The sequence below is a fragment of the Aurantiacibacter sp. KMU-128 genome, from assembly GCF_056933515.1.
Genome location: NZ_JBXORT010000001.1, coordinates 1,216,652 through 1,242,130, shown reverse-complemented (window position 1 = coordinate 1,242,130; position 25,479 = coordinate 1,216,652). Strand labels below are relative to the sequence as shown.

Below are 25,479 nucleotides of genomic sequence, written 5' to 3'. Positions count from 1 at the left end.
TTTCGGGGGAATTGGTGCGCCCGACAGGATTCGAACCTGTGGCCCCCGGATTAGGAATCCGATGCTCTATCCGACTGAGCTACGGGCGCGCCACTTGCGCCCTTACGGTGCCTTGAAATTGCTGGCAAGCCACTCCCAAACCCGACTGCCCTGAGCTTGTCGAAGGGCTGCACTTCTCCTTTTGCGCTTAGCGTTGGATCAAAGAAAGCAGTCCTTCGACAAGCTCAGGACGAACGGATTATTGGGGTTTCTGCGAACTTACTCCGCCGGTTCCGCTTCAACCCTCAAGACACCGCGCTTCACCTGGTCGCGTTCAATGCTTTCGAACAGCGCTTTGAAGTTCCCTTCGCCAAAGCCGTCATCGCCTTTGCGCTGGATGAATTCGAAGAACACCGGGCCGACGCGCGGTTCGGCGAAGATCTGCAGCAGCAGGCGCGGGCTGCCCCCTTCGGTCGTCCCGTCGAGAAGAATGCCGCGCATTTTGAGCTCATCGACCGGCTCGCCATGGCCTGGCAGGCGCTCGTCGAGCATCTCGTAATAGGTAGCGGGCGGGGCGGTCATAAAGGGCACGCCCAGCTTCTTCAGGCGATCCCACGCGGCCACCAGATCATCACAGATCAGCGCGATATGCTGGATGCCTTCGCCGTTGAACTGGCGCAGGAATTCCTCGATCTGGCCCTTGCCGCCTTCGCCTTCTTCGTTGAGCGGGATGCGGATCTTGCCATCGGGCGCGGTCAGCGCCTTGGATGTGAGGCCGGTATATTCGCCCTTGATGTCGAAGAAACGGATTTCGCGGAAGTTGAACAACGTTTCGTAATAGTCCGCCCAATAGGCCATGCGGCCGGTGTAGACATTGTGCGTCAGGTGATCGATCACGTCGAAGCCCGCGCCCTCGGGCCATTTTTCCACACCGTCGCGATATTCGAAATCGATGTCGTAGATAGAGAGGCCGTTGCCTTCTGCGTCCGCATAGCGGTCAATCAGATAGACGATCGCACCACCGATGCCGCGAATGGCGGGGATGCGCAGTTCCATCGGGCCGGTGGTGACTTCGACCGGCTCCGCCCCGCGCGCGATCAGCTCTTCATAGGCCTTTGCTGCGTTCTTCACTCGGAAGCCCATGCCGCAAGCCGAGGGGCCGTGTTCGCGGGCGAAGAACCATGCGGCGCTGCGCGGTTCGTAATTGAGAATGAGATTGATCTGCCCCTGCCGCCACAGCTGCACGTCCTTTGAACGGTGATTGGCAACATGGGTAAAGCCCATCGTCTCGAACACGGGTTCGATCATGCCCTTTTCCGGCGCGCAGAATTCGACAAATTCAAAGCCATCAAGGCCAATCGGGTTTTCGAAGAGGTCAGTCATGGTTTCATATGTAACTTGTTTGACGGATTCGCGCAAGCAATCACCTTGCCGTGAGCGCATTACACGGAGAAATTTGCCAATTTGCTTGAACAGACGGGGAAGTTGTGATTCAAGCAACGCATGAACACGGTGCCGACAAAGCGGGAAATGGTGCGCGAGAAGCTCGGCAATGCGTTGGCGCTGTTCGTGCTCATCATTATCGGCCTGCTGGCGCTGGTCGGCCCCAACGGGTTTCTTGCGTGGCGGGAAAACGCCGCGCAGTTGCAGGCGCATCAGGCGCGTATCACCGTGTTGGAGGAAGAGCGCGCAGTCTTGGCGAATCGTGTCGAGCTGCTCGATCCGGACAATGTCGACCCCGATCTCGGGTCGGAACTGGTGCGTGAAACGCTCGGCGTGGCGCATAAGGACGAGGTAATTGTCGAGCTGGATGCGCTCGACTGATTTCACCAAATCGGTAAACCAATCAAAGCAATCGCGCCGCTGCGGCAAAATTCGTATGCGCAGCGTTGCCAGCCAAATCAAACCCTGCCTATAGACGATGGTGCAATTGACGCACCAGCGAACACACCACACCGGGAATCAGGGGACACCTCTTGGCCAAAGCCTCCACGTCCAAATCCGGCGGCAAAACGCCGGCCCAATCGACGAAAACCAGCGCGACCGCCGCAGATGATGACAGCTTCGCGCTGAAGAGTTTGCAGCAGGAGCTGGAGAAGCAGAAGCGCTACAAGGCCAGCAAGGAACAACTCCAGCACTTCTATGAACAGATGCTGCTGATCCGCCGGTTCGAGGAAAAGGCCGGACAGCTTTACGGGCTCGGCCTGATCGGCGGGTTCTGCCACCTGTATATCGGTCAGGAAGCGGTCGCCATCGGCCTGCAATCGGCGCTCAACAATGATGTCGACAGCGTCATCACTGGTTACCGCGACCATGGCCATATGCTCGCCTATGGCATCGATCCCAATGTCATCATGGCCGAACTGACCGGCCGCGCTGCGGGTATCTCCAAGGGCAAGGGCGGCTCGATGCATATGTTCAGCACCGAGCACAAATTCTACGGCGGCCACGGCATTGTCGGCGCGCAGGTATCGCTCGGCGGCGGGCTCGCCATGGCGCACCAGTACAATGAGGATGGCGGCCTGTGCCTCGCCTATTTCGGTGACGGTGCAGCGAACCAGGGCCAGGTCTATGAAACGATGAATATGGCGGCGCTGTGGAAGCTGCCCATCGTGTTCGTGGTCGAAAACAACCAGTACGCCATGGGTACCGCCGTGCGGCGTTCCTCGGCTGAAACCGAATTCTACCGCCGCGGCGCAGCCTTCCGAATTCCGGGCATGAAAGTGAACGGCATGGATGTGCTCGAAGTGCGCCAGGCTGCCGAAATCGCCTTCAAGCACGTGCGCGATGGCAATGGGCCGGTGCTGATGGAATGCGAAACCTATCGCTATCGCGGCCACTCCATGTCCGACCCTGCAAAGTATCGCACGCGCGAAGAAGTGCAGGACCAGCGCGAGAAGAACGATCCGATCGAGCGGGTGAAGAAAGACCTCGCCGAGGCAGGCATTGGCGAAGACGCATTGAAAGACATCGACAAGGCCATCCGCGCCACTGTGTCCGAAGCTGCCGATTTCGCCGAAACCAGCCCCGAGCCGGAGGCACACGAATTGTATACCGACGTTTTGGTCGAGGAGTATTGATCCATGGCCATCGAACTGAAAATGCCCGCGCTTTCGCCCACCATGGAAGAAGGCACGCTCGCCAAATGGCTGGTGAAGGAAGGCGATACGGTCTCTGCCGGTGACGTGCTCGCCGAGATTGAAACCGACAAGGCGACGATGGAATTCGAGAGCATCGACGAAGGCACGGTCGGCGCGATTCTGGTTGCCGAGGGCACCGAGAATGTGAAGGTTGGGACGGTTATCGCCGTGCTGGCGGGCGAGGGCGAAGACGCTTCCGCAGTTGCAGCTCCCGCCGCTGCGCCGGAAGTTGCACCTGCTCCGGCAGAAGCACCTGCGGCCGAAGCTGCCAAGCCCGAGGCCAAAGAGCGTCCCGCCGACCCGGAAATTCCCGCCGGCACCAATATGATCAAGCTCACCGTGCGGGAAGCCTTGCGTGATGGCATGGCAGAAGAAATGCGCCGCGATCCGCGCGTGTTCGTGATGGGTGAAGAAGTTGCCGAGTATCAGGGTGCCTACAAGGTCACGCAAGGCCTCCTCGACGAATTCGGGCCGAAGCGCGTGATCGACACGCCGATCACCGAATACGGCTTTGCCGGTATCGGCACCGGCGCGGCGATGGGCGGTCTGCGCCCGATTGTCGAGTTCATGACCTTCAACTTCGCCATGCAGGCGATTGACCACATCATCAACTCGGCGGCCAAGACGAACTATATGTCGGGCGGGCAGATGCGCTGTCCGGTCGTGTTCCGCGGCCCCAATGGCGCGGCGAGCCGCGTCGGCGCGCAGCACAGCCAGAATTACGGCCCGTGGTATGCCAGCGTCCCCGGCCTGATCGTGATTGCGCCTTATGATGCGCAGGACGCCAAAGGCCTGATGAAGGCCGCGATCCGCAGCGAGGACCCGGTGGTCTTCCTCGAAAACGAGCTGGTCTATGGCCAGAGCTTCGAAGTCGCGCAGCTTGATGACCATGTCCTGCCCATCGGCAAGGCGCGGATCATGCGCGAAGGCTCCGACGTCACAATTGTCGCCTATTCGATTGCTGTGGGCATTGCGCTGGAAGCGGCAGAGGAGCTGGCAGGGCAGGGCATCGATGCCGAAGTCATCGATCTGCGCACGCTGCGCCCGCTCGACAAGGAAGCGGTGCTCACCTCGCTCGCCAAAACCAACCGCGTCGTTATCGCCGAAGAAGGCTGGCCGACCTGCTCGATTGCATCCGAGATTGTTGCAATCTGCATCGAGGAAGGCTTCGACCATCTCGATGCACCCGTCCTTCGCGTGTGCAATGAAGATGTGCCGCTGCCCTATGCCGCCAATCTCGAAAAGCTGGCGCTGATCGACAAGGCGCGCGTTGTCGCCGCGTGCAAGAAGGTCTGCTACGCCGACTGATTCTGGCCATAACGCAACAAAAGGGGCGCGAGTGGATTGCACTCGCGCCCCTTTTTGTCTCCCGAATCCGGTCGGCCCTAGTTTGGCGGCGCGAGGCCCGATCGCTGGAAAGTATCGCACCGCGCCACCGGTGCGGGGTTTGCCGGATCGACCTGATAAATCTGCGTCAGGTCGCGATCGGCGCGCACGGTAAAGCTGGCGATGGATCTGATCTCGTGGCTGCCGAACGAAAGCGGATCGCCGACGATCGGCTGGTATTCGTAGGAAATCTCGACAAACATCACGGCATCGTCTTCAAAAGCGATCACTTCGCGTCCGGGCGGCCCCATGCCGGGAATGCCGCCATCGTTCTCGCCATCGCCTTCGGTGCCATAGCTGCTGGTTGCGTTCCTCATGCCCATGCAGCGCTGCCAGGCGATGTATTGCTGGCTGGTGGTGCCATCAACGACCTGCAGGCTACTCAGGATCACACGCCCGTGCGAGTAGAGATCGACACTGGCCGTGCTCTGCAAATGTGCGCCATAGAACAGATCGTTGATGTCGCTTTCGTAGATCTTGCGGTCTTCCAGTACCGAATCCTCACCGATGCGTGAGGCGTTATCGGCAATCTGGATCGCCAGCTGCTCGATGTGCATCTGCACCAGTGTGCGGTTGGCGGTTTCCAGCCCCAGCAAGCCCACCCCGAGCATAAAGGGGAAGGCGAGGGCAAATTCGGTCATCGCCACGCCCGATTCCGAGCGCGCCAGACGGTGCATGGTGTGGCGTAGAGGAGCGATCATGTCGTGCAGTTTCCTACCGCGGTGGAGACATCCTGCGTGTTGTATGGCTGGTTTCGCAGCACAGTGGCGGCGCGCAGATAAACCTCGTCTTCAAACCCGATCAGCGACGCGAGCGGAAACTTGCGCTCGTAAGTCACTTCGACCGTGTAGAGCACGGCATCGCGCGCGCCGCTGCTGGCATCGAGCGCGCGGTCCTGATCCCACACCCCGTTGCTGTTGATGTCATCGAAGGGTTCGTTGTTGTTGCAGGTGCCATCGCCATTGGTGTCGGTAAACTCTTCGGGCTGACCGACATCGGCATAATTGGTGTATGCAGCGCGGGTAAAAGTAAGCTGGGCGCTCGGCAGCACGCTGCGCACCGCGCCTGTCACCCGCGCATCGCGCCCGCTTGGCGAATTGGCATATTGTTCTACTGTGGAATCGCGGGCAGCCCGTTGCACCGCGCCTTCCAGCACCGATTTCATGTAGAAATTGAGCGCGAAGTCGAACACGCCCATGATCGTTACGATCAGCACCGGCGCGATCAGCGCGAATTCGACGAGGGTTACCCCGCGCTCGTCACCCTGCAGGCTCTTGATCCGCGCAAGCATCACCGCGCCACCCGCAATTCGCTCATCGCTCCGGCGATTTCCTCGAATGCTTCGTTAAGTTCAGCAGCGTTGGCAGCCTGGAACGAGCGGCCGGGACCTGCGCATTCTTCCATGATCGGGTTGAGCGTCGTGCCGAAGGCAATCACCCACACCACGATATCGCGGTTTTTGACTTGCTCGCAGGCGACCGCAAAGCGCGATTCAATGTTCGAGGCCAAGGTCTCGCTGCCGCCCGGCAGCCAGCGGCGCTGGTCGAGCCCGTCGACACCATAGGCACCATAGGCAAGGTCGTAAGGCTCGGTCTGGCCGTCGGTCAGCCAGATCATGTGGCGGCTCATCTGCATCGCCGCCGTATCAGCGTTTTCGCTGGCGAACAGGCCGGTCGGTGACATCAGGCGGCCACCCCAGATCATGCCGATATCGTGATAGGTCGCGCCATAAGGAACAAGCGTATCGAGATAGGCGTCGAGTTCCGTGCTGGTCATTTCCTGCAGCTTCTGTGCCGCCGGCGGACAGTCGGAGAACCACCATGTGCCGCTGTTCACATACTCGTCCGTTGTGGTGACGTTGTTCGTGGTGAAGTCGCCCGTCCCGTCGTCCAGGATCGATCTCACGAAGATATCGTCGGGATAGCGCGGGCGCCATTGCGTCGCAGGATTACCGGCGGTCGGCACCAGGTCGATATTGAGATCGAGCGCGCGGGTGAAATCGACATTGTCGTAGTCGGTAATCACATAGGTATCGCGTTCCTCGATGCAGCCGCCGGTTTCGGTGCGCCAGTTGGAGACATCGCGCGAGATAGGACGGTACTGGTAAAGCGGGCGTTCGAGCGACGGGAGGACGGTAACTTCCTCATAAGTTTCGACATAGTTGGTGTCGGTGTAGGACCAGATCCGGCAGGTGTCGACATCCAGCGTTGTCCAATACTGTGTGCCGTTGTTGGTGGCGGTGCCATCCTTGATCGTCACAATCGCCGGGGGGCTCGCCTGCAGGGTTACCCTTCTCGAGGATTCATCAACCACATAATTGATCACGCGGGTGTTCGGCGGCTGCGCACCTTCACAGCGGTAATATCCGGCCTGGTCGCCAATCGGCGGATACCAGGTCGCGGCGTAGTTGCTCACTTCGATATTGGGCGAACGGGTGCCGGAAACATATGTCCAGCCGCGCTTGTAGGTGTACGAGATCCCCTCGGCAGGAAGCCGTATACCGGTGTCGCGGCGGCTCTGGTAGGTCCAGTTGTCGACCACCCAATCGTCGTCCAGCAAATGCCCGACATTGACGTTGGTAGCGTAAGGCACAAAGCCGTAGCGGATGCGCGTTTCCGGAGCCTTCGATGCCTCGATCTGGGCGTAGAAGCCGCGGATCACTTCGCGCACCGAGTCAATGCGCGAAAGCGTATCGCCCGCATTGGTGTGGCGCATCGAGCCGGTGGTATCGATCACCATCATGATATCGAGATTGCTGAAGCTCTGGATCGAACCGCAGGTGACCGAGACCGGCAGCGTATTGAAATTGAAAATCGCCATCAGCGTGGTCGGCACATCCACGCTGGCCGTACCGGTGACCGAATAATCGTTCTCCAGCGCCATCGTGAACTGGCGGTTCTCGGTCCCGTAAGCGCCATCCTGGAAGTTGAGGTTGAAGAAGCGCTGGCCGGTTTCCGCTACATCTGTAGGAACCGCTCCATCAACCGCGACGCGCGTGCCCAACCGCTTGCGCGCCGCCAGCGTTGCCGCGTCGCACGCCTGCTGCAAACGGCTTTGCGCCAGGTAGCCGCGCCCCATGTCGACACCGCCACCGATCAGCGCCAGCATGGGAAAGAGCGCGAAGGCGAGGATCGCCAAAACGTTGCCGCTCTTGTCCCGCGCAAGGCGCGACAGAAAGCCGGTGCGGGGCGCGGGCGAGAGAGATTTCTTCTGGCTCATACGACACGCGTTACGCGCAAAGACTGAGAGTTCTCTCAATCGAAATGGTTAATTTCTTTATGATTTCGCGCAGGCAGGCCATCAGGACGCCGCAAAGCCCTATTCGTCGATGACGAAGACGGGGCGCGAATAGGTGAGGGTGGGGGCGCTGATATTGACAAAGTCGAGCACGCCATCCGGGGTATAGGTCACCGTGATGGAATACTCGTCCGCACCTTCGACCCGCGAGGTTACCGGATCGACGGCAACTTGCAGGCGGCTGGCGGTGAGCAGGTAGGGAGCGCCCGAACCTTCGGCGAGCGCCCAGTTTTCGATATCGGTATCGCTGACTTCATTGCCGGTCTGGTATTGCACCATTGCATAGCGCGCCGCGTCTGCCGAAAGGCTGCGCATCGCGTTGTAGCTCTGGTAGCCGAGACCGACCTGCAACACGCCGAGCACCAGCAGCAGCAGAACGGGGGCGAGAAACGCGAACTCGACCACGGCTGCGCCCTTCTCCTCGCGGCGAAGGCGGTTAAGGAGCGTGCGCGCGGTCATCCGATCTGCGTCGTCCGGTTGATGTTGTAATCGAAGCCGGAGCCGATGCCCCACTTCGTCCAGACCGGATCATAGCGGGCATTCAGCTGGATCTGGATAAAGGTGGACACGACATCGTCCTCCTCGCAATCCGCAGCCGGATTGCTCGTGTACTCGAAATGCGTGCCGCAGCGATAGATCTCGGTGATCGTCACGTCGTCGTCTTCCAACCCCGTGGAAGCGATCATGATCTCTTCGATCGTGGCCGGATCGGCATCGGAAGCAGCGCGCGCAATCGCGGCGGCTTCGGCGGCGGCGCTTTGCAACTCGCTCTGCCGGGCGACCATCGAACTCACTTCGAAGCTGCCCAGCGCCATTATGAGGAGGATCGGGATGATGAACGCCATCTCCACCGAGATGACCCCGGCTTCGTCCTGACCAAGCCGGCGAAGAGTTCCGCCTTGTGCAGGACGCCCCGCATCACGGCCGCTGAAACGGGCAGGGGATGCGCATCGAAGGATTTTGTCAGACATCATCATCACGAAGCGGGTCTATCCCGATAGGGTTTCAATTGCCTTAAGTCCGCCCGCCCATCACACGACCAGACGAATGGCGTTGCTGTTTGTGGTCACGACAGCGGTGTGGGTCTGGCCGGGAGGGCACAGATTGCCGAGCGTGAAGTTGCCGCTGAACTTGATCGTCGCCGCCGCGATCGTCAGGCAGCGCGAGGAGACCCCGGCGTTACCCGTCCATTCCAGCGGGCTGGCGGGCAGGTAGATAATGCCGCCCAGCAGAAGGTCAGCCGTGCCGTTCACCTTGTTGCGATCATTGCCGGGCGAGTTGGGATCCTCGAAGATCAGCATACCTTCAAGGACAGCGGCATCTTCGGAATCAACCCCGGCAGCAATCAGCTGATCCTGCGTCATGGCGGTGAGATCGACATCCGCGCCGCCATTGATCTTGATGCCGGCACCATCCTTCAGCACGAACATGACACCGTGGCCGGTGATGCTGTTCTGCGCATTGATCTCGAACATCCCGCCTTCGATGACATAGATGCCCGGCGAGAGCGTGACATTGCAATTGATGTCGAAGCCCTGATACGTGCCCGGCAGGAGCTGGCCCACCGTCGAGGTCGTCGTGCCACCGCCATTGTTGTCGACCGAGCCAGTGACCACATAGGCGTCAACCGTCACCGTATCGGTGCGATCCCAATACTGGTTGCGACCGCTGCCACGCTTGGTATCGGTGCCTGAAACCGTGCTCACTGTCTCCTCACGGTTCGAAGCCGCTTCGGTTTCCTGCAGGGTGGCTTGCCGCGTCGCGCTGTTGCCAACCTGAGTGCTGGTGCGCAGCGTCATCGAGGATTTGTTGTCACCGCGATAATAGCGCGAATAGGTCGTCCGGGTAATCGTGTAGCTGTTGGTGTAGGACGCATCCGGCGTTTCCGCGTTCCGATTGGCGCATGGTGCCGTCCGCTGGGTCGGGTTGTCCGGCGGAACGAGATCCTCGTACGGATTGACGAGTCCGCTCACATTCTCGGTAATCGGCGTATTGTTGAGCGCATCCAACCCGTTATCAACGCCGCCGCCCGAGAGAATCCAGCCAAGCGTGTAGGCGCTGTTGAGATTGTTCGCATTGCCCCCACCGTTCAGCACGATCGAGGTTGCCGAGACCGAAAGCGCGGTCACCCCGCAACCCGACTGGATGTTGGTGCTGCCGCTCAGCGTAATGGCGACGTCGGCATCCTCGTCCACAGCGATAATGCAGCTGGTCTGCGGATCGTTGCCGCCTTCCCACGTGGCCCAGGCCGTGGCGGTTACCGAAGCAGGCGTGGACAGGAAAATGCCGGTAAACGGCAAGGTTTTGGTGACGCTGGCGGTGACCGAAATGGCGTTGTCGGTACCGCCATTGTAATCCTCAAGACCTATCACAGGTTCGCTCGTCTTGCCGTCGATAACCGCTTCGTTCTCGGCAAATTCCTGACCTGCGCGGATGACATAATCGTCGCGCATGTCTTCGTTGCTGTAGGCATAGGCGCCGGCAATCGCGGCCTGATCCACCGCATACTGCACTTCGCGCTTCCACACATACCACTGCGAAACATCCACTGCGAGACCGGCACCGCCCACCAGCACCGGCATACCCAGCGCAACAAGGCCCATGGCGCTGCCGCTGTTGCAGCTGCGCAAGCGATCCAAAAATCCAGTCATCTTAACGCCCATGGCGGACTTCTCCGTAGAACTCACCGCTCGTCACTTCGCGGACCAATGCAGGGCCATAGGAGGGAAAAGGTAACCGGCTGGCAAAGGGCTACGGTTAACGGCCCGGTGAGATTCTCTGCTTGATATTCCCACACAGCCGTGGTGCGCGGCTTATGTGACAGATCCGCTTACCGAATCATTGCCGCTGCCCCAGCGGCTTGCGCTTAGCTACGCCCCGCGCGCTTCGCGTGCCGAGATCCTTGGGCTAATGGTGCTAGAGCAGCGGCTGGCCTCCATCATCACGGCGGGCGGCGAAGCGATGATCGCGCAGATCAAGCTCGCCTGGTGGCGCGAAAGGCTGTCTGAACCGTGCGAGGCGTGGCCCGCAGGCGAACCCTTGCTTGAGCATTTTCGTCCGCTGCACTTCGATATGACGCGGCTGGTGCCACTGGTGGATGGCTTTGAAAGCCTGCTGGCAGAGGAATTCGGACGGCCCGAACTCACGCTGTATCTTCGCGGCAAGGAACAGGCGTGGGCTGCGGCGGCCGACGCAGGCGGCTCAAGCCCTGCAAATGGAACCGTGGAACAGGCCGCGCGCGAAATTGCGCTGTTCGACCTCGGTGGAAAGCTGACAACGCCTTGCGAGGTGGCGCTGGTGGACGATGCAGCCGCGAAAGAAGCGTGGTCATCCTTGCGCCTTTCAGCAGAAATGCGGCCTCTGGCGGTACTTCACGCGCTGGCCCGCCGCGCGCGCGCACGCAGGCAGGGCGAACTGCTGGAGGGCCCACGCGCGATGGCTTTCGCAATGCGGGTTGGATTGCTGGGCAGGTAGGTTAAGCTGCTGATTAAAGGAGACTCGGGATGAACCGCATTCTGCTCGGCGCTTTCGGTGCATTGGTGCTCGCCACAATCGCTTTGTTCTGGATGCAGGGCAGGGCGCAGGTCGAGGAGGCCGCACCGCCGCCCGAGCCGGAGGAGGAGATCGCGGCAGACGCCGACGCGCTACCGCAAGCCGATGTCAGCGGAATGCGCGGACCCGCGCCGCCCGAAGCCAGCGAGCTCTCGCGCGAACAGCGCCGCTTTTTCCGCTATGACCGCAACCGCGATCTGAAGATCAGCCGCAACGAGATGCTCTCCACCCGTACGGCGGCGTTCCGGCGGCTCGATACCGATGGCAACAATCTGCTGACTTTCGAGGAATGGGCGATCAGCACGTCCAACCGGTTCGACGAAATGGATGCCGACCGGAATGACGAGCTGACACCGGCGGAATTCGCCACGAGCAGGCCGGAACCGCGGTCTACGCCGAGTTGCCGCTGTTAGGCCGGGACAGGCTGTCCCTTTAGCCATGCGGCGAAATCGGCCTTCGCCCGCGCGGTATAGGCTTCTTTGCGTTGCTTCTTGGGCACATCGTGTAATGGCGGGAAGAGGCCGAAATTGACATTCATCGGCTGGAAGCTCTCCGCCTCTGCGTCGCCGGTAATGTGGCTGAGCAGCGCGCCCATGGCGGTGGTCGCGGGTGGCGGCGCCCAGTCTTCGCCTACCAGCTCAGCCGCCGCCATCATCCCGGCCATCAAGCCGACTGCTGCACTTTCGACATAGCCCTCGCATCCGGTCACTTGCCCGGCAAAACGGATATGCGGCGCTGACTTCAACCGCAGCTGACGGTCGAGCACGCTTGGCGAGTTAAGAAAAGTGTTGCGGTGCATCCCGCCAAGCCGAGCAAACTCGGCGTTCTCCAGCCCCGGGATCGTGCGGAACAGCTCCACCTGCGCGGCATATTTCATCTTGGTCTGGAAGCCGACCATGTTCCACAGCGTGCCGAGCTTGTTGTCCTGCCGCAATTGCACCACGGCATAGGGCCATCTGCCCTGCGGATGTTCTTCGCTGGTGTCGTAGGGATTATCGAGGCCGACGCCTTTCATCGGGCCGTAGCGCAAGGTCTCCACCCCGCGCTCCGCCATCACTTCAATCGGCATACAGCCGTCGAAGTAAGGCGTGTCCTTCTCCCATTCCTTGAACTCGCCCTTCTCGGCATCCATCAGGCCCTGATGGAAAGCCAGATACTGCTCCTTCGTCATTGGGCAATTGATGTAATCGCCGTCTTCATTGCTGGCATCGGTGCGCTTGTTCCAGCGCGACTGGATCCAGCATTTGCTCATGTCGATGCTGTCGCGGTGGACGATGGGGGCGATGGCATCGAAGAAGGCGAGGCGGTCCTCGCCGGTGGCCTTGACAATGCTTTGCGCCAGTTTCTCGGCGGTGAGCGGGCCGGTGGCGACGATTGTCATGCCTGCGGTTGGCAATTCCTCGACCAGTTCGCGCACGATTTCGACATTGGCATGCGCCGCCAGAGCCTTCTCGACCTCGGCGCTGAAGACATCGCGGTCCACCGCCATCGCGCTTCCGGCGGGAACGCGCGCAATCTCGCCCGCGCGCATAATGAGGCTGTCGGCGCAGCGCATTTCGTGGTGCAAAAGGCCGACCGCGTTCTTGGTGTCATCATCGCTGCGGAAGGAGTTGGAGCAGACCATTTCGGCGAGGCCATCGCCTTGGTGCGCGGGCGTTGAGCCGCCCCCGCCGCGCATTTCGGAGAGGCGCACACGCACCCCGCGTTGCGCCAACTGCCACGCCGCCTCGCTCCCGGCGAGGCCGCCGCCGATAATGTGCACCTGATGGGTCATAGCCCGCGCAGATAGGTCGCTTTGCCCGCTGGCGCAATCGGCCCTTGCGCGGTAGTCTCGGTGCCATGTCCAAAAAGGCCCTTGTCGAAAAGCGTCCGTTTCTGGTGCTGAGCGTGTGCGCGGCGCTGCTGTATTATTTCGTGCAGGATTCGGCGTTGCCGGAGCCGTTCCAGGTGCTCATAAAGGGCAGCGCGGTGGGCTTGCTCGCGGTCTATGCATGGATGCGCCATTCCTCGCAATCGGCGCGTATTCTCGCTGCGGCACTGGTCGCGGCAGCGATCGGCGATATGGCGATCCGGTTCGACTTCGTGTGGGGCGGGGCAGCATTCTTCGTCTACCACGTTATCGCGCTGTCGCTGTTCCTGCGCCATAAGGGCAAGCCGCTGGAAGGCCGGGACAGCCTGATCTTCATCACCCTGCTGCTCGGCACACCCTTGCTCGCCTGGTATCTGCCGGGCGACGAGGGAATGCGTATTCCGGTGGCGCTCTACGCGCTGGCGCTGGGCGGCATGGCGGCGGGCGCCTGGGCAAGCGACTTCCCGCGCCGCATGGTGGGCGCGGGCGGCGTGCTGTTCGTGATTTCCGACCTGCTGATCTTCAGCGAGATGGGGCCGCTGTCAGACAGTCCGTTGCCGTCCTATCTGATCTGGCCGGTCTATTATGCCGGAATGTTCCTCATCACCGTCGGGGTGATTACGACCTTGCGCAAGCGCGAGCCGGAGTTGCGGGTGGTGCGGGGCTAGTCCTCCGCCCCTTCACCATCAGCCGTATGATCGCGTGCAGGTTCGGTTTCCGGCGTGGTCTCGTCACCACCACCGCGTCGCTCCAGCATTTCCTCCACCACAGCCTCTTCGGCGGCGTTTTCCGGGCTCTCGTCCTCATCGATAAGCGCCGCGCCCACAATGTGTTCGCCCTTCGCCACGTTGAAGATGCGCACGCCCGACGAGCTGCGACCATAAATCGAGAAGCCCTTGTGCTCCTCAAACCCGTTTTCGACGAGGTGCCGGAAGTCGATCGAAAGGCGGATTAGTTTCGCCTGATCAGTCACCAGCATCAGCTGCGCACCGTTTTTCACCGGGAAGCTGGCGACAACCGGGCCGTTGCGATCCTTGTCCGAAGGCTCGCCGATATTGGTGAGCCCCTGACCGCCGCGACCGATAGTGCGGTATTCGTAGGCCGAGCTGATCTTGCCGTAGCCATTTGCCGTGATGGTGAGGATGAATTCCTCTTCCTCCGCCATCCGCGCCATGGTGTCCGCATCAAGCGTCGGCACGTTGTCGTTGTTCTTCCACGCCGCCGCGCGCAGATAGGCTTCGCGCGTTTCCATATCGGCTGACAGCGGATCGAGGATCGCAAGGCTAACGACCTTCGCCCCGTCCTTCAGCGTCATGCCGCGCACGCCGATACCCGTGCGGCTCTTGGTTTCGCGCGCATCGGTGGCGGAGAAGCGGATGGCCTTGCCCGAATCCGAGGCGAGGAAAATCTCCTGATCCTCGGTCAGCAGTTCCACGCCGATCAGCCGGTCGCCGCTGCCTTCGACAAAGCCCATCGCGTATTTGCCCGCCGTGGGGACATTGGTGAAAGCGTCCATCGAGTTGCGGCGCACCATGCCTTGCTCGGTCGCAAAGACGATGTTGAGCGCTTCCCAATCGGCCTCGTCTTCGGGGAGCGAGAGCACATTGGTGACGCGCTCCTCATTGCCCAGAGGCAGCAGATTGACCATCGGGCGGCCCTTGGTCTGCGGCCCGCCTTCGGGCAGCTTCCATACTTTCAGGCGATATCCGCGGCCCGTATTGGTGAAGAACAGCACCGGATTGTGGGTGGAGGTGACGAACATCTCCACCACGGCATCCTCATCCTTGGTCGCCATCCCGCTGCGGCCCTTGCCACCGCGCGCCTGCGCGCGGAATGTGGCGAGCGGGGTGCGCTTGATGTAGCCGCCATGTGTGACGGTGACGACCATCTCTTCGCGCTCGATCAGGTCCTCATCGTCGATCCCGTCCCAAGCGGGGGCGATTTCGGAGACGCGCGGGGTGGCAAACTGGTCGCGCACGTCCTGCAATTCCTCGCGCATCACGCCGTAAAGCTTGGCACGGTCGGCGAGGATGGAGAGGTAGTATTCAATCTTGTCGGCGAGCTCTTTCAACTCGTCGCCGATCTGGTCGCGGCCCAGCGCGGTCAGGCGGTGGAGACGCAATTCGAGAATGGCGTTCACTTGCCGCTCGGAGAGCTGATAGGTGCCGCCCGCCTCGTCCGACGTTGGCTCGATCGCTTCGACCAGCGCGATATATTGCGCAATGTCGCCAATCGGCCATTCCTTGGCGAGCAGCTTTTCGCGGGCGATCTGCGGGTTCGAAGACCCTCGGATCATCGCCACCACTTCGTCCAGATTGGACACGGCGACCACCAGCCCGAGCAAGATATGCGCCCGGTCGCGCGCCTTGTTCAGTTCGAACTTGGTGCGCCGCGTGATGACCTGCTCGCGAAACTGGATAAACGCCTGGATGAAATCGCGCAGCGCCAGCGTTTCGGGCCGTCCGCCACGGATGGCGAGCATATTGGCGGGGAAGCTCGTTTGCGCAGGCGTGTGCCGCCACAGCTGGTTGAGCACCACATCGGGCGTCGCATCGCGCTTCAGATCGATCACCACGCGCACACCGGCGCGGCTCGATTCGTCACGGATGTCGGAAATGCCTTCGATCCGCTTTTCCTTGGCGGCTTCGGCGATCTTTTCGACCAAACCGGCCTTGCCGACCTGATACGGGATGGCGGTGAGCACAATGCTCTGCCGGTCACCGCGTCCGCTTTCGATCTCGTGGCGACTGCGCATCAGGATGGAACCACGCCCGGTCGTATAGGCCGAACGCGCGCCCGATTTGCCGAGGATCAGCGGTGCGGTGGGGAAATCGGGGCCGGGAATGATCTCGTGCAATTGTTCCGACGTGATGCCCGGATCGTCCATATAGGCGAAACAGGCGTCGATCACTTCGCCCAGATTGTGCGGCGGGATATTGGTCGCCATGCCCACCGCAATGCCGCCCGCGCCGTTGACCAGCAAATTGGGGAAGCGGGCAGGCAGCACCGAGGGCTCGGTCTCGCTGCCGTCATAGTTGGGAACGAAATCAACCGTGTCCTTGTCGAGATCGGCGAGCAGCGAATCCGCCGCCTTGGCCAGACGGCTCTCGGTGTAGCGCATCGCGGCAGGCGGATCGGGGTCCATGCTGCCGAAATTGCCCTGGCCGTCAATCAGCGGCAGGCGCAGGCTCCACGGCTGCACCATGCGGGCGAGCGCATCGTAAATCGCGCTGTCACCATGCGGGTGATACGAACCCATGACTTCGCCGACGATCTTGGCCGATTTGCGATAAGGCTTGTTCGAGGTGTAACCGCCCACTTGTGCGGCATACAGAATACGGCGGTGCACCGGCTTCAGCCCGTCGCGCACATCGGGCAGAGCACGGCTGACGATCACGCTCATTGCGTAATCGAGATAGCTCGTCTTCATCTCATCGACGATGTCGATGCGGCCATATTCTTCCGGCGCGGGAGGCGGGGTCAAATCGTCGGTTTCATCGCTCACGAGCGGGGCAATTCCGGTTCTGTTTCAGATGCCGCAAAATGTAGGGGAAGGGGTGGCAAAGCGCCAGTTTTCCAAGGTGTCCAACGGGGGAGAAAGCACGGTTTTCCACATATCGTGGCAACAGCCACGCCGCCTCGCGGCCTTGCAAGGGATACAGCGGTTTACAAATGCGTTAAATCACCATTCAGCGCATTTTCGCTAACCCGCATTGGCAATCTGCGGCGGTGCAATTAGAGACCGTCCGGAACGACGGGACAGCGTGCGTTGTCCTGCCCGAAGTTTTCAGGAGAGATTATCCATGTTCGCAGCTTTCCGCACCACTCGCCGGAAATCCTCGCACCTTGCGCTGGCCATCGCGCTGGCAACGGGCAGCGCCGTAGCAGGCGTCGCCTATGCCCCGGCAGCCTTCGCGCAAGAGGCTCCGTCCCCTTCGCGCGGCTTTGGCACAGCCTACAACCAGATCGTGCCCTTGGTGCAGGGCGAAGCGCAGGATTATGACGCTGCGCGCGCGATGCTCCCGACCTTGCTGGCCGCGGTCGAGAACGCCCGCGACAACGATCTGGCAGGCTCGATGCTCATCAATATCGGCAGCCATTTCTCGGACCGGCCAATGCAGCGCCAGGGCATCGAACGGCGCCTCGACAGCGGCCTGGTCGCGCCCGAGCAACTCGGCCTGCTCCACTGGTTTGCGGGCAATTTCGCGCTGGAAGCCGATGAATTTGCCGCCGCGCGCGATCATCTGAATGCTGCACTCGCGGCGGGCTATGCGGACACCGACGCCGATATCGTGAACCTGATCGCCCGCACTTACACCGAAGAGGGCAATGAGCGGGGCGCTTACGAATATCTGTCGCGCGCGATTGCCGATGCCGATGCAGCCGGAACGCCGGTGCGCGAGGCGTGGCTGCGTAACGTGCTGCAATATGTCTACGAGGAAGGCATTGTCGACGAAGCGACTGCCACGGTCCTCCGGCTCGTGCGGACCTCTGACGAGCCTGATCGCGCCTGGAGCGACGGTTTGCGGATCATGAGCCAGCTGCTCGAAGCGAGCGAAGATGCCCGCGTCGATCTTTATCGCCTGATGATGGAGCGTGACGCGCTGGTCGATCGTCCTAACATGGTCGAATATATCGAAACCATTGATCCCCGCCTGATGTCGAACGAGGTGCTGGAAATCCTGCGCGTTGGCGTGGCCACGGGCGAATTCGCCACCGAAGGCGACGGTTACTACACCGATGTGAACACCATTGCGCAGGCCCGGGCGCCGATTGACCGCAACGGCATTAGCGGGATCGTCTCTGAAGGCCGCAGCGGCGACGCGCTGGATGCGATGAATGCCGGCGACGTGCTGTTCTCGCTCGACGATTACGCACAGGCCGAGCAGATGTACGCGCTGGGCCTCGAACGCGGTTTTGATGCGCACACCGCGCATATGCGCATCGGCATCAACCAGGCGATGCAGGGCAAGTATGACGAGGCGCTGGCCAGCTTCGCCGCCGTGGGCGGGGAGCGCGCACCGATCGCTGCCCTCTGGACGGCCCATGTGGAAGCGCTGCGCGGGATGTAATCCGGCCTTTGGTTCCAAGAAGATGGGGCGGGAATCGCGATGGCGTTTCCCGCCCTTTTCTTTTTCGCAAGGCCTCGTGCACTCTGTGGTAAGCCTTGCCTGTTAAGCGGGTGCGGATGACACGCTGGCTTTTCCTTTGGGCGATACTCTTGAGCCTGCTCGCTCCACCCCTTTATGCACAGAGCATGGGGGGTGCGCCGCTTTCGCCGCGCAGTGGAGTCATCGCGCTGCCCGAAGCACAAGCGAGCATTGATCTCGGACTGGCCTACGATTTCTACGGCCCCGCCGATACGCGCCGCATCCTGGTCGAAATGTGGGAGAACCCCGCGAGCGAAGCCGAAGGCGTGCTCGGGCTCATCATGCCGCGCGGCAGTTCCCCGCAGCAGCGCGGCTGGGGTGCCATCGTGACGTGGGAGGACATCGGCTATGTTTCCTCCGAAACAGCGCGCGATGCCGATTATGACGAACTGCTCGGCCAGATGCAGGCGGCGGTGCGCAGCGGCAATGCCGGGCGGCGGGCCGATGGCTATGACAATGTGCAATTGCTCGGCTGGGCGCAGCGGCCCGAGCATGACAGCGTCGCCAATATCGTCACGTGGGGGAAGGAGTTCACTTTCTTCGATGGCGAGCCCAATACGCTGCATTACGACCTGCGCGTTCTCGGCCGCAACGGCGTGCTGAGCCTGAACGTCGTCGGCTCAATCGAGCATCTCCCAGAAATCCGCGCCGCCGCGCAGGATCTCGGCCGCCGGGCGCGGTTCGATCCGGGGGCGCGCTATGCCGATTTCGATGCCGAACGCGACGAGGTGGCAGGCTATGGCATCGCCGGACTTGTGGCGACCGGCGCGGGCGTAGCGATTGCCAAGAATGTCGGCGTGTGGGCGCTGCTCGCCAAGCTGTTGCAGCCGCTGGGTATTGCCCTCTTGGTTCTCGCCGCCGCACTGGTAACGCCGGTGCGCAAGCTCTTCGGCAAGAAGGGCGGGGGCGAACCCGCTACACGTTGAACTTGAACAGCATCACGTCGCCATCCTGCACGACGTATTCCTTGCCTTCCTGCCGCAACTTGCCCGCTTCCTTCGCCGGACCTTCCCCGCCCAACGTCACATAGTCGTCATAGGCGATGGTTTCGGCGCGGATGAAGCCGCGTTCAAAATCGGAATGGATTTCGCCCGCCGCCTGCGGAGCCTTTGCGCCATCGGGGAAAGTCCACGCACGCGCTTCCTTGGGGCCCGCAGTGAAGAAGGTCTTGAGGCCAAGCAGCTGGTAACCCGCGCGGATCACGCGGGCGAGGCCGCTTTCGGTGAGGCCCATATCGGCGAGGAATTCGCCGCGATCTGCGGGTTCCATCTGCACCAGCTCGGCTTCGATGGCGGCCGAGACGACAACCGCCTGCGCACCTTCGGCCTCGGCCTTTTCAAACACTAGCTGCGACAGCGCATTGCCTTCTGCCGCTTCGTGCTCGGCGACATTGCAGACATACAGCACGGGCTTGGCGGTGAGCAGCTGCGACTGGCGGAAGACGCGCGCTTCCTCGTCATCCTGCGGCTCGACAAGCCGCGCGGGCTTGCCATCGCGCAGCAATTGCAGCGCCTGCCCCAGCACGCTGGCAGTGACCTTGGCTTCCTTGTCACCAGCGGTGGCGCGCTTGGCGGCGTTGTCGACGCGCTTTTCCAGGCTTTCGAGATCGGCGAGCATCAGTTCGGTCTCGACCACTTCGGCATCGGCAATCGGATCGACCTTGTTGGCAACGTGCTGGATATCGTCATCCTCGAAGCAGCGCAGCACATGGACGATGGCGTCCACCTCGCGGATATTACCGAGGAACTGGTTACCCAGACCCTCACCCGAACTTGCGCCCTTCACCAGCCCCGCAATATCGACAAAGCCGAGCTGGGTCGGGATGATCTTCGCGCTTTTGGCGATGGCCGCAATCTTGTCGAGCCGCTCGTCGGGCACCGAGACCTGGCCGACATTGGGCTCGATCGTGCAGAACGGATAATTCGCCGCCTCGGCAGCCTGCGTTTCGGTGAGCGCATTGAACAGGGTGGACTTGCCGACATTGGGCAGGCCAACGATCCCGCAGCGGAATCCCATCAGTTTTACCTTTGTTAGATTATGTGTTGCGCCGCGCCTTAGCCGCAGGCTTCCGCTTTTGCCAGCACGGCGCGCAACGTCGCACTTGGGGTTTCACCGTTTTTTTCCAGTTTGGCGCTAAATCCCGCGCCTATGACACACGCACCCTTCTTGCGGCTGGCGCTGGCCGCTGCTGCAACCGCTTCGCTTGCCGCCTGCTCTCTGTTCTCCGATCCGGTAGAGCAGGCGCAGGAAGCCTTTGCCGCGCAGGACTATTTCGCCGCGCGCAATCATGTGCAGGCCGCGCTGGAGGCCGATGGCGGCAATGTCGCCGCGCTCGAACTGCTGGCGCGCATCCAGCTGGCCATGGGGCTGGGCGCGGAAGCGCTGGCGACGCTCGACCGGCTCGCCGCCGCCAACGGGATGCCGGCAGACGGCGCGGTGCTGCGGGCCGAGGCTTTGCTCCAATCGGGTGAACGCGAAGCGGCGCTGGAACTGCTCGAAGGCGAGGAAAGCGCTGAAAGCTGGCGTTTGCGGGCGCTCGCCGCGATCATGGCGAATGATCCGCAAGGCGCGGCAGAGGCCTTCATGGCAGGGCGCGATGCGCCGGGCGACCAGACCAAGCTCTACACCGCCGCTGCAACCTTCCATCTCGATCGCGGCAATGCCGATGCGGCGCGCTTTGCTGTTGCCCGCGCGCAGGAACTGGCCCCGCAAAGTATCGAGACGCTGTTCGTCACCGCGCGGCTGGCGCAAATGGACGGTCAGGCAGAGCTGTCCGCGCGGGCCTACATGGGCATTCTGGAGCTGTCGGAGAACGACCGCCCCGCACTCCTCGGTGCGATTTCGCAGCTTGACCGGCTGGGCAGGCTCGACCTTGTCCGCCCGCTGGTGGCACGGGGTAGGGCGGCCTATCCGACCGACATCGAATTCATCTACCTCGATGCCAGCGTGCTTGCCTTCGACGGCAATTGGCAAGGCGCCCGCGACCTGTTGCAGCAGAACGAAGCGGCGGTGGCCGATCATGACAATGCGCGCGGCCTGTACGGGCAGGCGCTGCTCAATCTGGGGCAGGTGGAACTGGCGCGGGCACAGGTTGAACCGCTGGTCAGCCGCTACCCCGATAATGCCGCCTATGCGCGTATCCTTACCGAGATTTACCTTGCAGCAGGCGATGCCGCACGGGCGCAGCGGGTGATCCAGCCCTTCGCCGCGCGCAGCAATGCCGAACCGGTTGACCGCGAACTGGCGGCGCGTGCTGCGCGGGGTTAGTCCTGCATCCGCCGCGCGTAATCGCTCATAAACCGCGCATCGTCACCCTTGGCGAGCCATTCGGCCTCCGCACCAATGGCTCCTAACATGGCGACCAGATCGTCCATTTCGGACTTGGCGTAATTGCCCAGCACATGGCCGTGAACGCGGTCTTTATGGCCGGGATGGCCGATGCCGATGCGCACGCGGCGGAACTCCGCACCGCAATGCTGGTCTATCGACCGCAGACCATTGTGTCCGGCATGGCCGCCGCTATGCTTCACCTTGATCCGGAACGGTTCCAGATCGAGCTCGTCATGGAACACCGTGAGCGCGTGTGTCTCCAGCTTGTAGAAGCGCAAGGCCTCTCCCACCGCGCGGCCGCTTTCGTTCATGAAGGTGCCTGGCTTCAGCAGCAGCACCTTGGCGCCGCCGATGCGGCCCTCCTGAACCCAGCTGGCAAACTTTTTCTGCACCGGTCCGAAATCGTGCATTTCGGCCAGCACATCGCACACCATGAAACCGACATTGTGCCGGTGCATGGCATATTTGGGACCGGGATTTCCAAGGCCTGCCCAGATCTGCATGGCGTTCCTCTAATTGGCCGGAGCACAAATGCAAACGCCGGCCCCATCGGAGCCGACGCTGCATGGTATCCGCCTGGCGGGAGAGGGAGGCTTATTCGCCCTCTGCTTCCTCGTCTGCTTCACCGGCGCTGGCGGCTTCACCTTCCGCACGCTTGAGCGCGGACGGGGCGACAACGGTTGCGATGGTGAAGTCGCGATCGGTAATCGCGCTGGCCGAACCTTCGGGCAGGGTCACCGCGCTGATGTGGATCGAATCGCCGACTTCGAGGCCAGTGACATCGATTTCGATTTCGCCCGGAATCTTGTCCGCATCGCAGACCAGTTCCAGCTCGTGCCGCACGATGTTGAGCACGCCGCCCTTCTTCAGGCCCGGGCTGGCTTCTTCATTGATGAAGACCACCGGAACGGCGACATCGATCTTGGAGTCCTTCGAGAGACGCAGGAAGTCGGCGTGGATCGGGCGATCCTTCACCGGGTCGAACGCCACATCCTTGGGAAGCGTGCGGACAGTGGCCCCATCAACGTCGATCATCACGATCGAGTTCATGAAGTGCCCCGTCATCAGCTGCTTCATCAGCGCCTTTTCTTCGACGTGGATTGTGGTGGGTTCTTCATTGCCGCCATAGATAACGGCGGGGACGCGGCCTTCACGACGCAGCGCACGGGAGGCTCCCTTGCCAGCCCGTTCACGCAGCTCGGCCGACAGGTTCAGAGCGTCGCTCATAAATCTTGCCTTTCGAATGCTTGATACAGCTCCGCCCGCCACGCCTCCAGGGATGACCATGACAGGGGAGGCGCGCCTTTAGCAGCAATGGTGGCAAATGCAACTACTGGATGCGGCGCACGCTATAGCCTTGCGCGGCGAGTAAAGCGGGCACGCCGGTATCGCCCAACATATGCCCCGTCCCCACGGCAACCATCAGATCGGTATCGGGCTGTGCTGCGTGCAAGGCGACAATATCGGCAACATAGCCTGCATTGCGCCGGTCGAGCAGGCGGCTTTGCAAATCGGCATTGCCGCGAAAGCCTTGCGTGATGGATGCCTCCAGAACCGCCAGATCGCCGGTCAGCCAGGCCACAACCCGCTCCTCTCCCGCGTCGCAGCCGCTTTCATTCGCCACCGAGATCAGCAGATCGGTCTGCGCCGTATCGGGCAGGGCATCGAAAATGGCAAATTGCTCGGCGAAACTTTCCAGCGAACGCACATCGGGGACGGCATCGAGCAGCGCGCGGTCGACGCCATTTTGCGAGCTGCTGCAACGCATGGCATTGCCGAGCTGCAAGGCGGCGGCCCAGTTTTCGGTGTGGATCATGCTATCGGGATCGATCCCCGCCAGATCGAGCGCGGCGGCCAGCGCGGCGCGGTCGGCGGCCGGCACGCGATCAAGCAGCGGCGCCAGCTCCAGACTATAGGCGCGGGAAAGAAACTCGCGCTCGGCGTTCTTGCTGTCTGACAGATTGGCGATCTCAACGAGCATTATCTCGCTCGCATCGATGGCCTGCATGAGTGCGGGTGTGCGCCAGTCCGCTCCATCGGGCAGCGAATGGATCGTGCCGAACAGAAAGGCGCGCTCGCCATCGGGGCCGGTGGCTTCCCACAAGGCTGGCGAAGGCTCTGGCCAGTCGCGCGCCGGAGCCTCGCCCTCAACGCCAGAGGCGCCGCAGCTTGCCAGCCACAGCGCCCCCAGTGTCGCAAAGAGAATGCGGATCAGTATTCTACACGCTCCGTCATAATGCCGCGCTCCGCAAGGAAGTCCTGCACGGTGTATTCGCCGGCAAGATGGCCTGCGCCTACCGCGATGAACACGGTGCCGGGCTGATCCATCCGGTCATCAATCCATCCGGCCCAGTTATAGTTCCGCAAGGTGAGGATATTGTAGCGGACATGGGGGTCCGCCAGACCTTCATTCATGACTTCGGCGAGACCTTCGGGATCGCCTGAGATCCACGCATCCACCATGCTGCCGAACACTTCATCCATGTTCTCCATATTGCCGGTGCCCTCGGTAAGGAAGGAAAGCTGCGACGAAATCGGCATGGTGTCGAAGAAGGTGAACTGTTGCTCGACCGTTTCGAATGCGGCGCGGTCTTTGCCTTCGATCAGGTGATCAAGTTGCCGCTCGACGCCGTTCGCCGGATCGAGACCCGCCTGCATCATCATCAGCTGCGACATCGTCAATGCGACGAACCACGGCTCGAACCCGTCGAAAGCAGCAGGCGGAATGCCCAGCTGGCCGAGCGCCTCTTCATACGCCGAGCGTTGCTCGGCGGTCATCAGATCGCGCAGCGTGCCGCCAGTCGTCAGCGTGCCCATCTCGGCCTGCATCTGCGCAATCGCCAGCAGCTCCGGCGGGGGCGGATTGCCCGATGCTGGGTCGTATTCGGGGATCTGGCTGGTATCGACTTCCGACACGAACTGGTCGGAACTCGCCAGCGCTTCCGCCACGGTCGGCTGCAGCCAGTCGAGCCCTTCGGGCAGCACGTGGATCGTGCCGAACAGATAGATCGTGGTGTCTTCATCCTGCACTACCCAAAGCGCGGGTCCGGAGGGATCATCCTGCGCCAGCGTGATCGTCGGAAACGCGCAGGCCGACAGGGCAAGGGCGGAAGCGGAAATGATGAGTTTCTTCAACATGGGTAAGCTCCTTTGGGGGGATGGGTAGCGGTAAAGATCAACGGATATTGAGTTTGCGCAGGCCATAAGCGAGGCCGACCGACGCCAAAAAAACGAACAGGGCTTCGATACCGGTAGGTGCTCTGGTGAGGTCGATTTCCGACAGGAACCACCAGCCTCCGATGGCCGGAACGCCAATGTGAATTCCGATCAGATTGGCCCAAAGATTGTCCATCAGATCAAGCTCATCAATCCGGCGGTAATAGTCGAAGGAAAACCAGACGAAGCCGAGGAGCACGATGGCCCCTGCGAGCAGCGGCACCCAGAGCGGGAGTTCGCCATCGAGGAAGGCACCGGAGGCAAAGCCGCTCACCAGTCCGGCGACCAACGAGGCGAGCATTGCGATGCCGAAATAGCGCCAGAAATTGCGCCTGCGCTGCCGCTCGCGCGCCTCGCCGCGCAGCGCGGTGTCAATCTTGTCCGTCATCGAAAATCTCCTCGATTGACATTTCGAACAGCCGCGCGATGCGGAAGGCGAGGGGGAGCGAGGGGTCGTGCTTGCCGGTCTCGATAGCATTCACCGCCTGCCGCGAGACATCGAGGTGCCCGGCGAGTTCCGCCTGGCTCCAATCCCGCATGGCGCGCAGCACTTTGAGCTTGTTGTTCATCCTGACGGACG

At 61.7% G+C, this 25,479-nt stretch carries 25 protein-coding genes and 1 tRNA gene; 9 read left to right on the top strand and 17 right to left on the bottom strand.

The window, feature by feature from the left end:
- Positions 1 to 12: 12 nt before the first annotated feature.
- A tRNA-Arg gene (locus tag ACS0VV_RS06295) sits at positions 13 to 89 on the bottom strand.
- A gap of 169 nt (positions 90 to 258) precedes the next feature.
- Positions 259 to 1,362, bottom strand: a complete 1,104-nt coding sequence (hppD, locus tag ACS0VV_RS06290) for a 4-hydroxyphenylpyruvate dioxygenase (protein ID WP_483531874.1) — start codon at positions 1,360 to 1,362, stop codon at positions 259 to 261.
- Positions 1,363 to 1,482: 120 nt separating this feature from the next.
- Between hppD and ACS0VV_RS06285 the strand changes: the two genes are divergently transcribed.
- The 3 genes from ACS0VV_RS06285 to ACS0VV_RS06275 all read left to right on the top strand — a co-directional run bounded on the left by ACS0VV_RS06285 (position 1,483) and on the right by ACS0VV_RS06275 (position 4,427).
- Positions 1,483 to 1,803 carry an FtsB family cell division protein gene (locus ACS0VV_RS06285; RefSeq protein WP_483531873.1) on the top strand — a complete coding sequence of 107 codons (321 nt, stop codon included), beginning with the start codon at positions 1,483 to 1,485 and terminating at the stop codon, positions 1,801 to 1,803.
- A gap of 152 nt (positions 1,804 to 1,955) precedes the next feature.
- Positions 1,956 to 3,059 carry a pyruvate dehydrogenase (acetyl-transferring) E1 component subunit alpha gene (gene pdhA, locus ACS0VV_RS06280; protein WP_483531872.1) on the top strand — a complete coding sequence of 368 codons (1,104 nt, stop codon included), beginning with the start codon at positions 1,956 to 1,958 and terminating at the stop codon, positions 3,057 to 3,059.
- Positions 3,060 to 3,062: 3 nt separating this feature from the next.
- Positions 3,063 to 4,427 (top strand): pyruvate dehydrogenase complex E1 component subunit beta, encoded by a 1,365-nt coding sequence (locus ACS0VV_RS06275; protein ID WP_483531871.1) that lies wholly within the window; start codon positions 3,063 to 3,065, stop codon positions 4,425 to 4,427.
- 77 nt (positions 4,428 to 4,504) lie between these two features.
- On the opposite strand, the gene ACS0VV_RS06270 is transcribed toward ACS0VV_RS06275, so the two are convergent.
- The 6 genes from ACS0VV_RS06270 to ACS0VV_RS06245 all read right to left on the bottom strand — a co-directional run bounded on the left by ACS0VV_RS06270 (position 4,505) and on the right by ACS0VV_RS06245 (position 10,453).
- Positions 4,505 to 5,206: a TadE/TadG family type IV pilus assembly protein gene (locus tag ACS0VV_RS06270; protein WP_483531870.1), complete on the bottom strand. Its 702-nt coding sequence runs from the start codon at positions 5,204 to 5,206 to the stop codon at positions 4,505 to 4,507.
- Positions 5,203 to 5,796, bottom strand: coding sequence for a TadE/TadG family type IV pilus assembly protein (locus ACS0VV_RS06265; protein WP_483531869.1), 594 nt, complete (start codon positions 5,794 to 5,796; stop codon positions 5,203 to 5,205). Before ACS0VV_RS06265 ends, ACS0VV_RS06270 begins: the two co-directional genes overlap by 4 nt.
- Positions 5,796 to 7,724, bottom strand: coding sequence for a TadE/TadG family type IV pilus assembly protein (locus ACS0VV_RS06260; protein WP_483531868.1), 1,929 nt, complete (start codon positions 7,722 to 7,724; stop codon positions 5,796 to 5,798). The genes ACS0VV_RS06265 and ACS0VV_RS06260 overlap by 1 nt, the downstream gene beginning before the upstream one ends.
- 99 nt (positions 7,725 to 7,823) lie before the next feature.
- A complete protein-coding gene (locus ACS0VV_RS06255; RefSeq protein ID WP_483531867.1) occupies positions 7,824 to 8,261 on the bottom strand; it encodes a TadE/TadG family type IV pilus assembly protein in 438 nt (145 codons plus the stop codon).
- Complete coding sequence (locus tag ACS0VV_RS06250) at positions 8,258 to 8,773, bottom strand: TadE/TadG family type IV pilus assembly protein (protein WP_483531866.1); 516 nt, start codon at positions 8,771 to 8,773, stop codon at positions 8,258 to 8,260. The genes ACS0VV_RS06255 and ACS0VV_RS06250 overlap by 4 nt, the downstream gene beginning before the upstream one ends.
- A gap of 60 nt (positions 8,774 to 8,833) precedes the next feature.
- On the bottom strand, positions 8,834 to 10,453 hold the full coding sequence (locus ACS0VV_RS06245) for a Tad domain-containing protein (protein ID WP_483531865.1): 1,620 nt from the start codon (positions 10,451 to 10,453) through the stop codon (positions 8,834 to 8,836).
- 166 nt (positions 10,454 to 10,619) lie between these two features.
- Between ACS0VV_RS06245 and ACS0VV_RS06240 the strand changes: the two genes are divergently transcribed.
- Together ACS0VV_RS06240 and ACS0VV_RS06235 are read left to right on the top strand one after the other, a co-directional pair.
- Positions 10,620 to 11,276 (top strand): hypothetical protein, encoded by a 657-nt coding sequence (locus ACS0VV_RS06240; RefSeq protein WP_483531864.1) that lies wholly within the window; start codon positions 10,620 to 10,622, stop codon positions 11,274 to 11,276.
- Between the two features lie 29 nt (positions 11,277 to 11,305).
- Positions 11,306 to 11,767, top strand: a complete 462-nt coding sequence (locus tag ACS0VV_RS06235; RefSeq protein ID WP_483531863.1) for an EF-hand domain-containing protein — start codon at positions 11,306 to 11,308, stop codon at positions 11,765 to 11,767.
- Here ACS0VV_RS06235 and trmFO read toward each other — a convergent pair.
- The gene (gene trmFO, locus ACS0VV_RS06230) at positions 11,764 to 13,128 is read right to left on the bottom strand and encodes a methylenetetrahydrofolate--tRNA-(uracil(54)-C(5))-methyltransferase (FADH(2)-oxidizing) TrmFO (protein ID WP_483531862.1); all 1,365 of its coding nucleotides are present in this window, start codon (positions 13,126 to 13,128) and stop codon (positions 11,764 to 11,766) included. The genes ACS0VV_RS06235 and trmFO overlap by 4 nt on opposite strands.
- 65 nt (positions 13,129 to 13,193) lie before the next feature.
- Between trmFO and ACS0VV_RS06225 the strand changes: the two genes are divergently transcribed.
- A complete protein-coding gene (locus ACS0VV_RS06225) occupies positions 13,194 to 13,871 on the top strand; it encodes a lysoplasmalogenase family protein (RefSeq protein ID WP_483531861.1) in 678 nt (225 codons plus the stop codon).
- Here the strand turns inward: ACS0VV_RS06225 and gyrA are convergent.
- Positions 13,868 to 16,708, bottom strand: a complete 2,841-nt coding sequence (gyrA, locus tag ACS0VV_RS06220) for a DNA gyrase subunit A (RefSeq protein ID WP_483531860.1) — start codon at positions 16,706 to 16,708, stop codon at positions 13,868 to 13,870. The genes ACS0VV_RS06225 and gyrA overlap by 4 nt on opposite strands.
- 298 nt (positions 16,709 to 17,006) lie before the next feature.
- On the opposite strand from gyrA, the gene ACS0VV_RS06215 reads away from it, so the two are divergent.
- Positions 17,007 to 18,275, top strand: coding sequence for a hypothetical protein (locus ACS0VV_RS06215; protein WP_483531859.1), 1,269 nt, complete (start codon positions 17,007 to 17,009; stop codon positions 18,273 to 18,275).
- Between the two features lie 116 nt (positions 18,276 to 18,391).
- Entirely contained in the window at positions 18,392 to 19,279 is an 888-nt protein-coding gene (locus tag ACS0VV_RS06210) for a DUF2167 domain-containing protein (protein ID WP_483531858.1), read from the top strand.
- Here the strand turns inward: ACS0VV_RS06210 and ychF are convergent.
- Complete coding sequence (gene ychF, locus ACS0VV_RS06205; protein ID WP_483531857.1) at positions 19,269 to 20,369, bottom strand: redox-regulated ATPase YchF; 1,101 nt, start codon at positions 20,367 to 20,369, stop codon at positions 19,269 to 19,271. The two genes, ACS0VV_RS06210 and ychF, sit on opposite strands and share 11 nt — an antisense overlap.
- A gap of 132 nt (positions 20,370 to 20,501) precedes the next feature.
- Between ychF and ACS0VV_RS06200 the strand changes: the two genes are divergently transcribed.
- Complete coding sequence (locus tag ACS0VV_RS06200) at positions 20,502 to 21,620, top strand: tetratricopeptide repeat protein (protein ID WP_483531856.1); 1,119 nt, start codon at positions 20,502 to 20,504, stop codon at positions 21,618 to 21,620.
- Here the strand turns inward: ACS0VV_RS06200 and pth are convergent.
- The 6 genes from pth to ACS0VV_RS06170 form a co-directional block, all read right to left on the bottom strand.
- Positions 21,617 to 22,186 (bottom strand): aminoacyl-tRNA hydrolase, encoded by a 570-nt coding sequence (pth, locus tag ACS0VV_RS06195; RefSeq protein ID WP_483531855.1) that lies wholly within the window; start codon positions 22,184 to 22,186, stop codon positions 21,617 to 21,619. The two genes, ACS0VV_RS06200 and pth, sit on opposite strands and share 4 nt — an antisense overlap.
- 91 nt (positions 22,187 to 22,277) lie before the next feature.
- Positions 22,278 to 22,910 (bottom strand): 50S ribosomal protein L25/general stress protein Ctc, encoded by a 633-nt coding sequence (locus ACS0VV_RS06190; RefSeq protein ID WP_483531854.1) that lies wholly within the window; start codon positions 22,908 to 22,910, stop codon positions 22,278 to 22,280.
- A 103-nt stretch (positions 22,911 to 23,013) separates the two neighbouring features.
- Positions 23,014 to 23,787 carry a TraB/GumN family protein gene (locus ACS0VV_RS06185; RefSeq protein ID WP_483531853.1) on the bottom strand — a complete coding sequence of 258 codons (774 nt, stop codon included), beginning with the start codon at positions 23,785 to 23,787 and terminating at the stop codon, positions 23,014 to 23,016.
- Between the two features lie 107 nt (positions 23,788 to 23,894).
- Positions 23,895 to 24,821 (bottom strand): TraB/GumN family protein, encoded by a 927-nt coding sequence (locus ACS0VV_RS06180; protein WP_483531852.1) that lies wholly within the window; start codon positions 24,819 to 24,821, stop codon positions 23,895 to 23,897.
- Positions 24,822 to 24,858: 37 nt separating this feature from the next.
- Positions 24,859 to 25,287 carry a hypothetical protein gene (locus tag ACS0VV_RS06175; protein ID WP_483531851.1) on the bottom strand — a complete coding sequence of 143 codons (429 nt, stop codon included), beginning with the start codon at positions 25,285 to 25,287 and terminating at the stop codon, positions 24,859 to 24,861.
- Positions 25,271 to 25,468, bottom strand: coding sequence for a helix-turn-helix transcriptional regulator (locus ACS0VV_RS06170; RefSeq protein ID WP_483531850.1), 198 nt, complete (start codon positions 25,466 to 25,468; stop codon positions 25,271 to 25,273). Before ACS0VV_RS06170 ends, ACS0VV_RS06175 begins: the two co-directional genes overlap by 17 nt.
- Positions 25,469 to 25,479: the final 11 nt, after the last annotated feature.

Coding starts and splice junctions, on each gene's coding strand:
- ACS0VV_RS06180 (WP_483531852.1), bottom strand. CDS start 24,821: ATGTTGAAGAAACTCATCATTTCCGCTTCCGCCCTTGCCCTGTCGGCC.
- ACS0VV_RS06275 (WP_483531871.1), top strand. CDS start 3,063: ATGGCCATCGAACTGAAAATGCCCGCGCTTTCGCCCACCATGGAAGAA.
- ACS0VV_RS06235 (WP_483531863.1), top strand. CDS start 11,306: ATGAACCGCATTCTGCTCGGCGCTTTCGGTGCATTGGTGCTCGCCACA.
- trmFO (WP_483531862.1), bottom strand. CDS start 13,128: ATGACCCATCAGGTGCACATTATCGGCGGCGGCCTCGCCGGGAGCGAG.
- ACS0VV_RS06190 (WP_483531854.1), bottom strand. CDS start 22,910: ATGAGCGACGCTCTGAACCTGTCGGCCGAGCTGCGTGAACGGGCTGGC.
- ACS0VV_RS06270 (WP_483531870.1), bottom strand. CDS start 5,206: ATGATCGCTCCTCTACGCCACACCATGCACCGTCTGGCGCGCTCGGAA.
- ACS0VV_RS06260 (WP_483531868.1), bottom strand. CDS start 7,724: ATGAGCCAGAAGAAATCTCTCTCGCCCGCGCCCCGCACCGGCTTTCTG.
- ACS0VV_RS06200 (WP_483531856.1), top strand. CDS start 20,502: ATGACACACGCACCCTTCTTGCGGCTGGCGCTGGCCGCTGCTGCAACC.
- ACS0VV_RS06170 (WP_483531850.1), bottom strand. CDS start 25,468: ATGAACAACAAGCTCAAAGTGCTGCGCGCCATGCGGGATTGGAGCCAG.
- ACS0VV_RS06245 (WP_483531865.1), bottom strand. CDS start 10,453: ATGACTGGATTTTTGGATCGCTTGCGCAGCTGCAACAGCGGCAGCGCC.
- ACS0VV_RS06225 (WP_483531861.1), top strand. CDS start 13,194: ATGTCCAAAAAGGCCCTTGTCGAAAAGCGTCCGTTTCTGGTGCTGAGC.
- ACS0VV_RS06285 (WP_483531873.1), top strand. CDS start 1,483: ATGAACACGGTGCCGACAAAGCGGGAAATGGTGCGCGAGAAGCTCGGC.
- ACS0VV_RS06210 (WP_483531858.1), top strand. CDS start 18,392: ATGACACGCTGGCTTTTCCTTTGGGCGATACTCTTGAGCCTGCTCGCT.
- ACS0VV_RS06265 (WP_483531869.1), bottom strand. CDS start 5,796: ATGCTTGCGCGGATCAAGAGCCTGCAGGGTGACGAGCGCGGGGTAACC.
- hppD (WP_483531874.1), bottom strand. CDS start 1,362: ATGACTGACCTCTTCGAAAACCCGATTGGCCTTGATGGCTTTGAATTT.
- ACS0VV_RS06250 (WP_483531866.1), bottom strand. CDS start 8,773: ATGTCTGACAAAATCCTTCGATGCGCATCCCCTGCCCGTTTCAGCGGC.
- ACS0VV_RS06255 (WP_483531867.1), bottom strand. CDS start 8,261: ATGACCGCGCGCACGCTCCTTAACCGCCTTCGCCGCGAGGAGAAGGGC.
- ACS0VV_RS06215 (WP_483531859.1), top strand. CDS start 17,007: ATGTTCGCAGCTTTCCGCACCACTCGCCGGAAATCCTCGCACCTTGCG.
- ychF (WP_483531857.1), bottom strand. CDS start 20,369: ATGGGATTCCGCTGCGGGATCGTTGGCCTGCCCAATGTCGGCAAGTCC.
- pth (WP_483531855.1), bottom strand. CDS start 22,186: ATGCAGATCTGGGCAGGCCTTGGAAATCCCGGTCCCAAATATGCCATG.
- ACS0VV_RS06175 (WP_483531851.1), bottom strand. CDS start 25,287: ATGACGGACAAGATTGACACCGCGCTGCGCGGCGAGGCGCGCGAGCGG.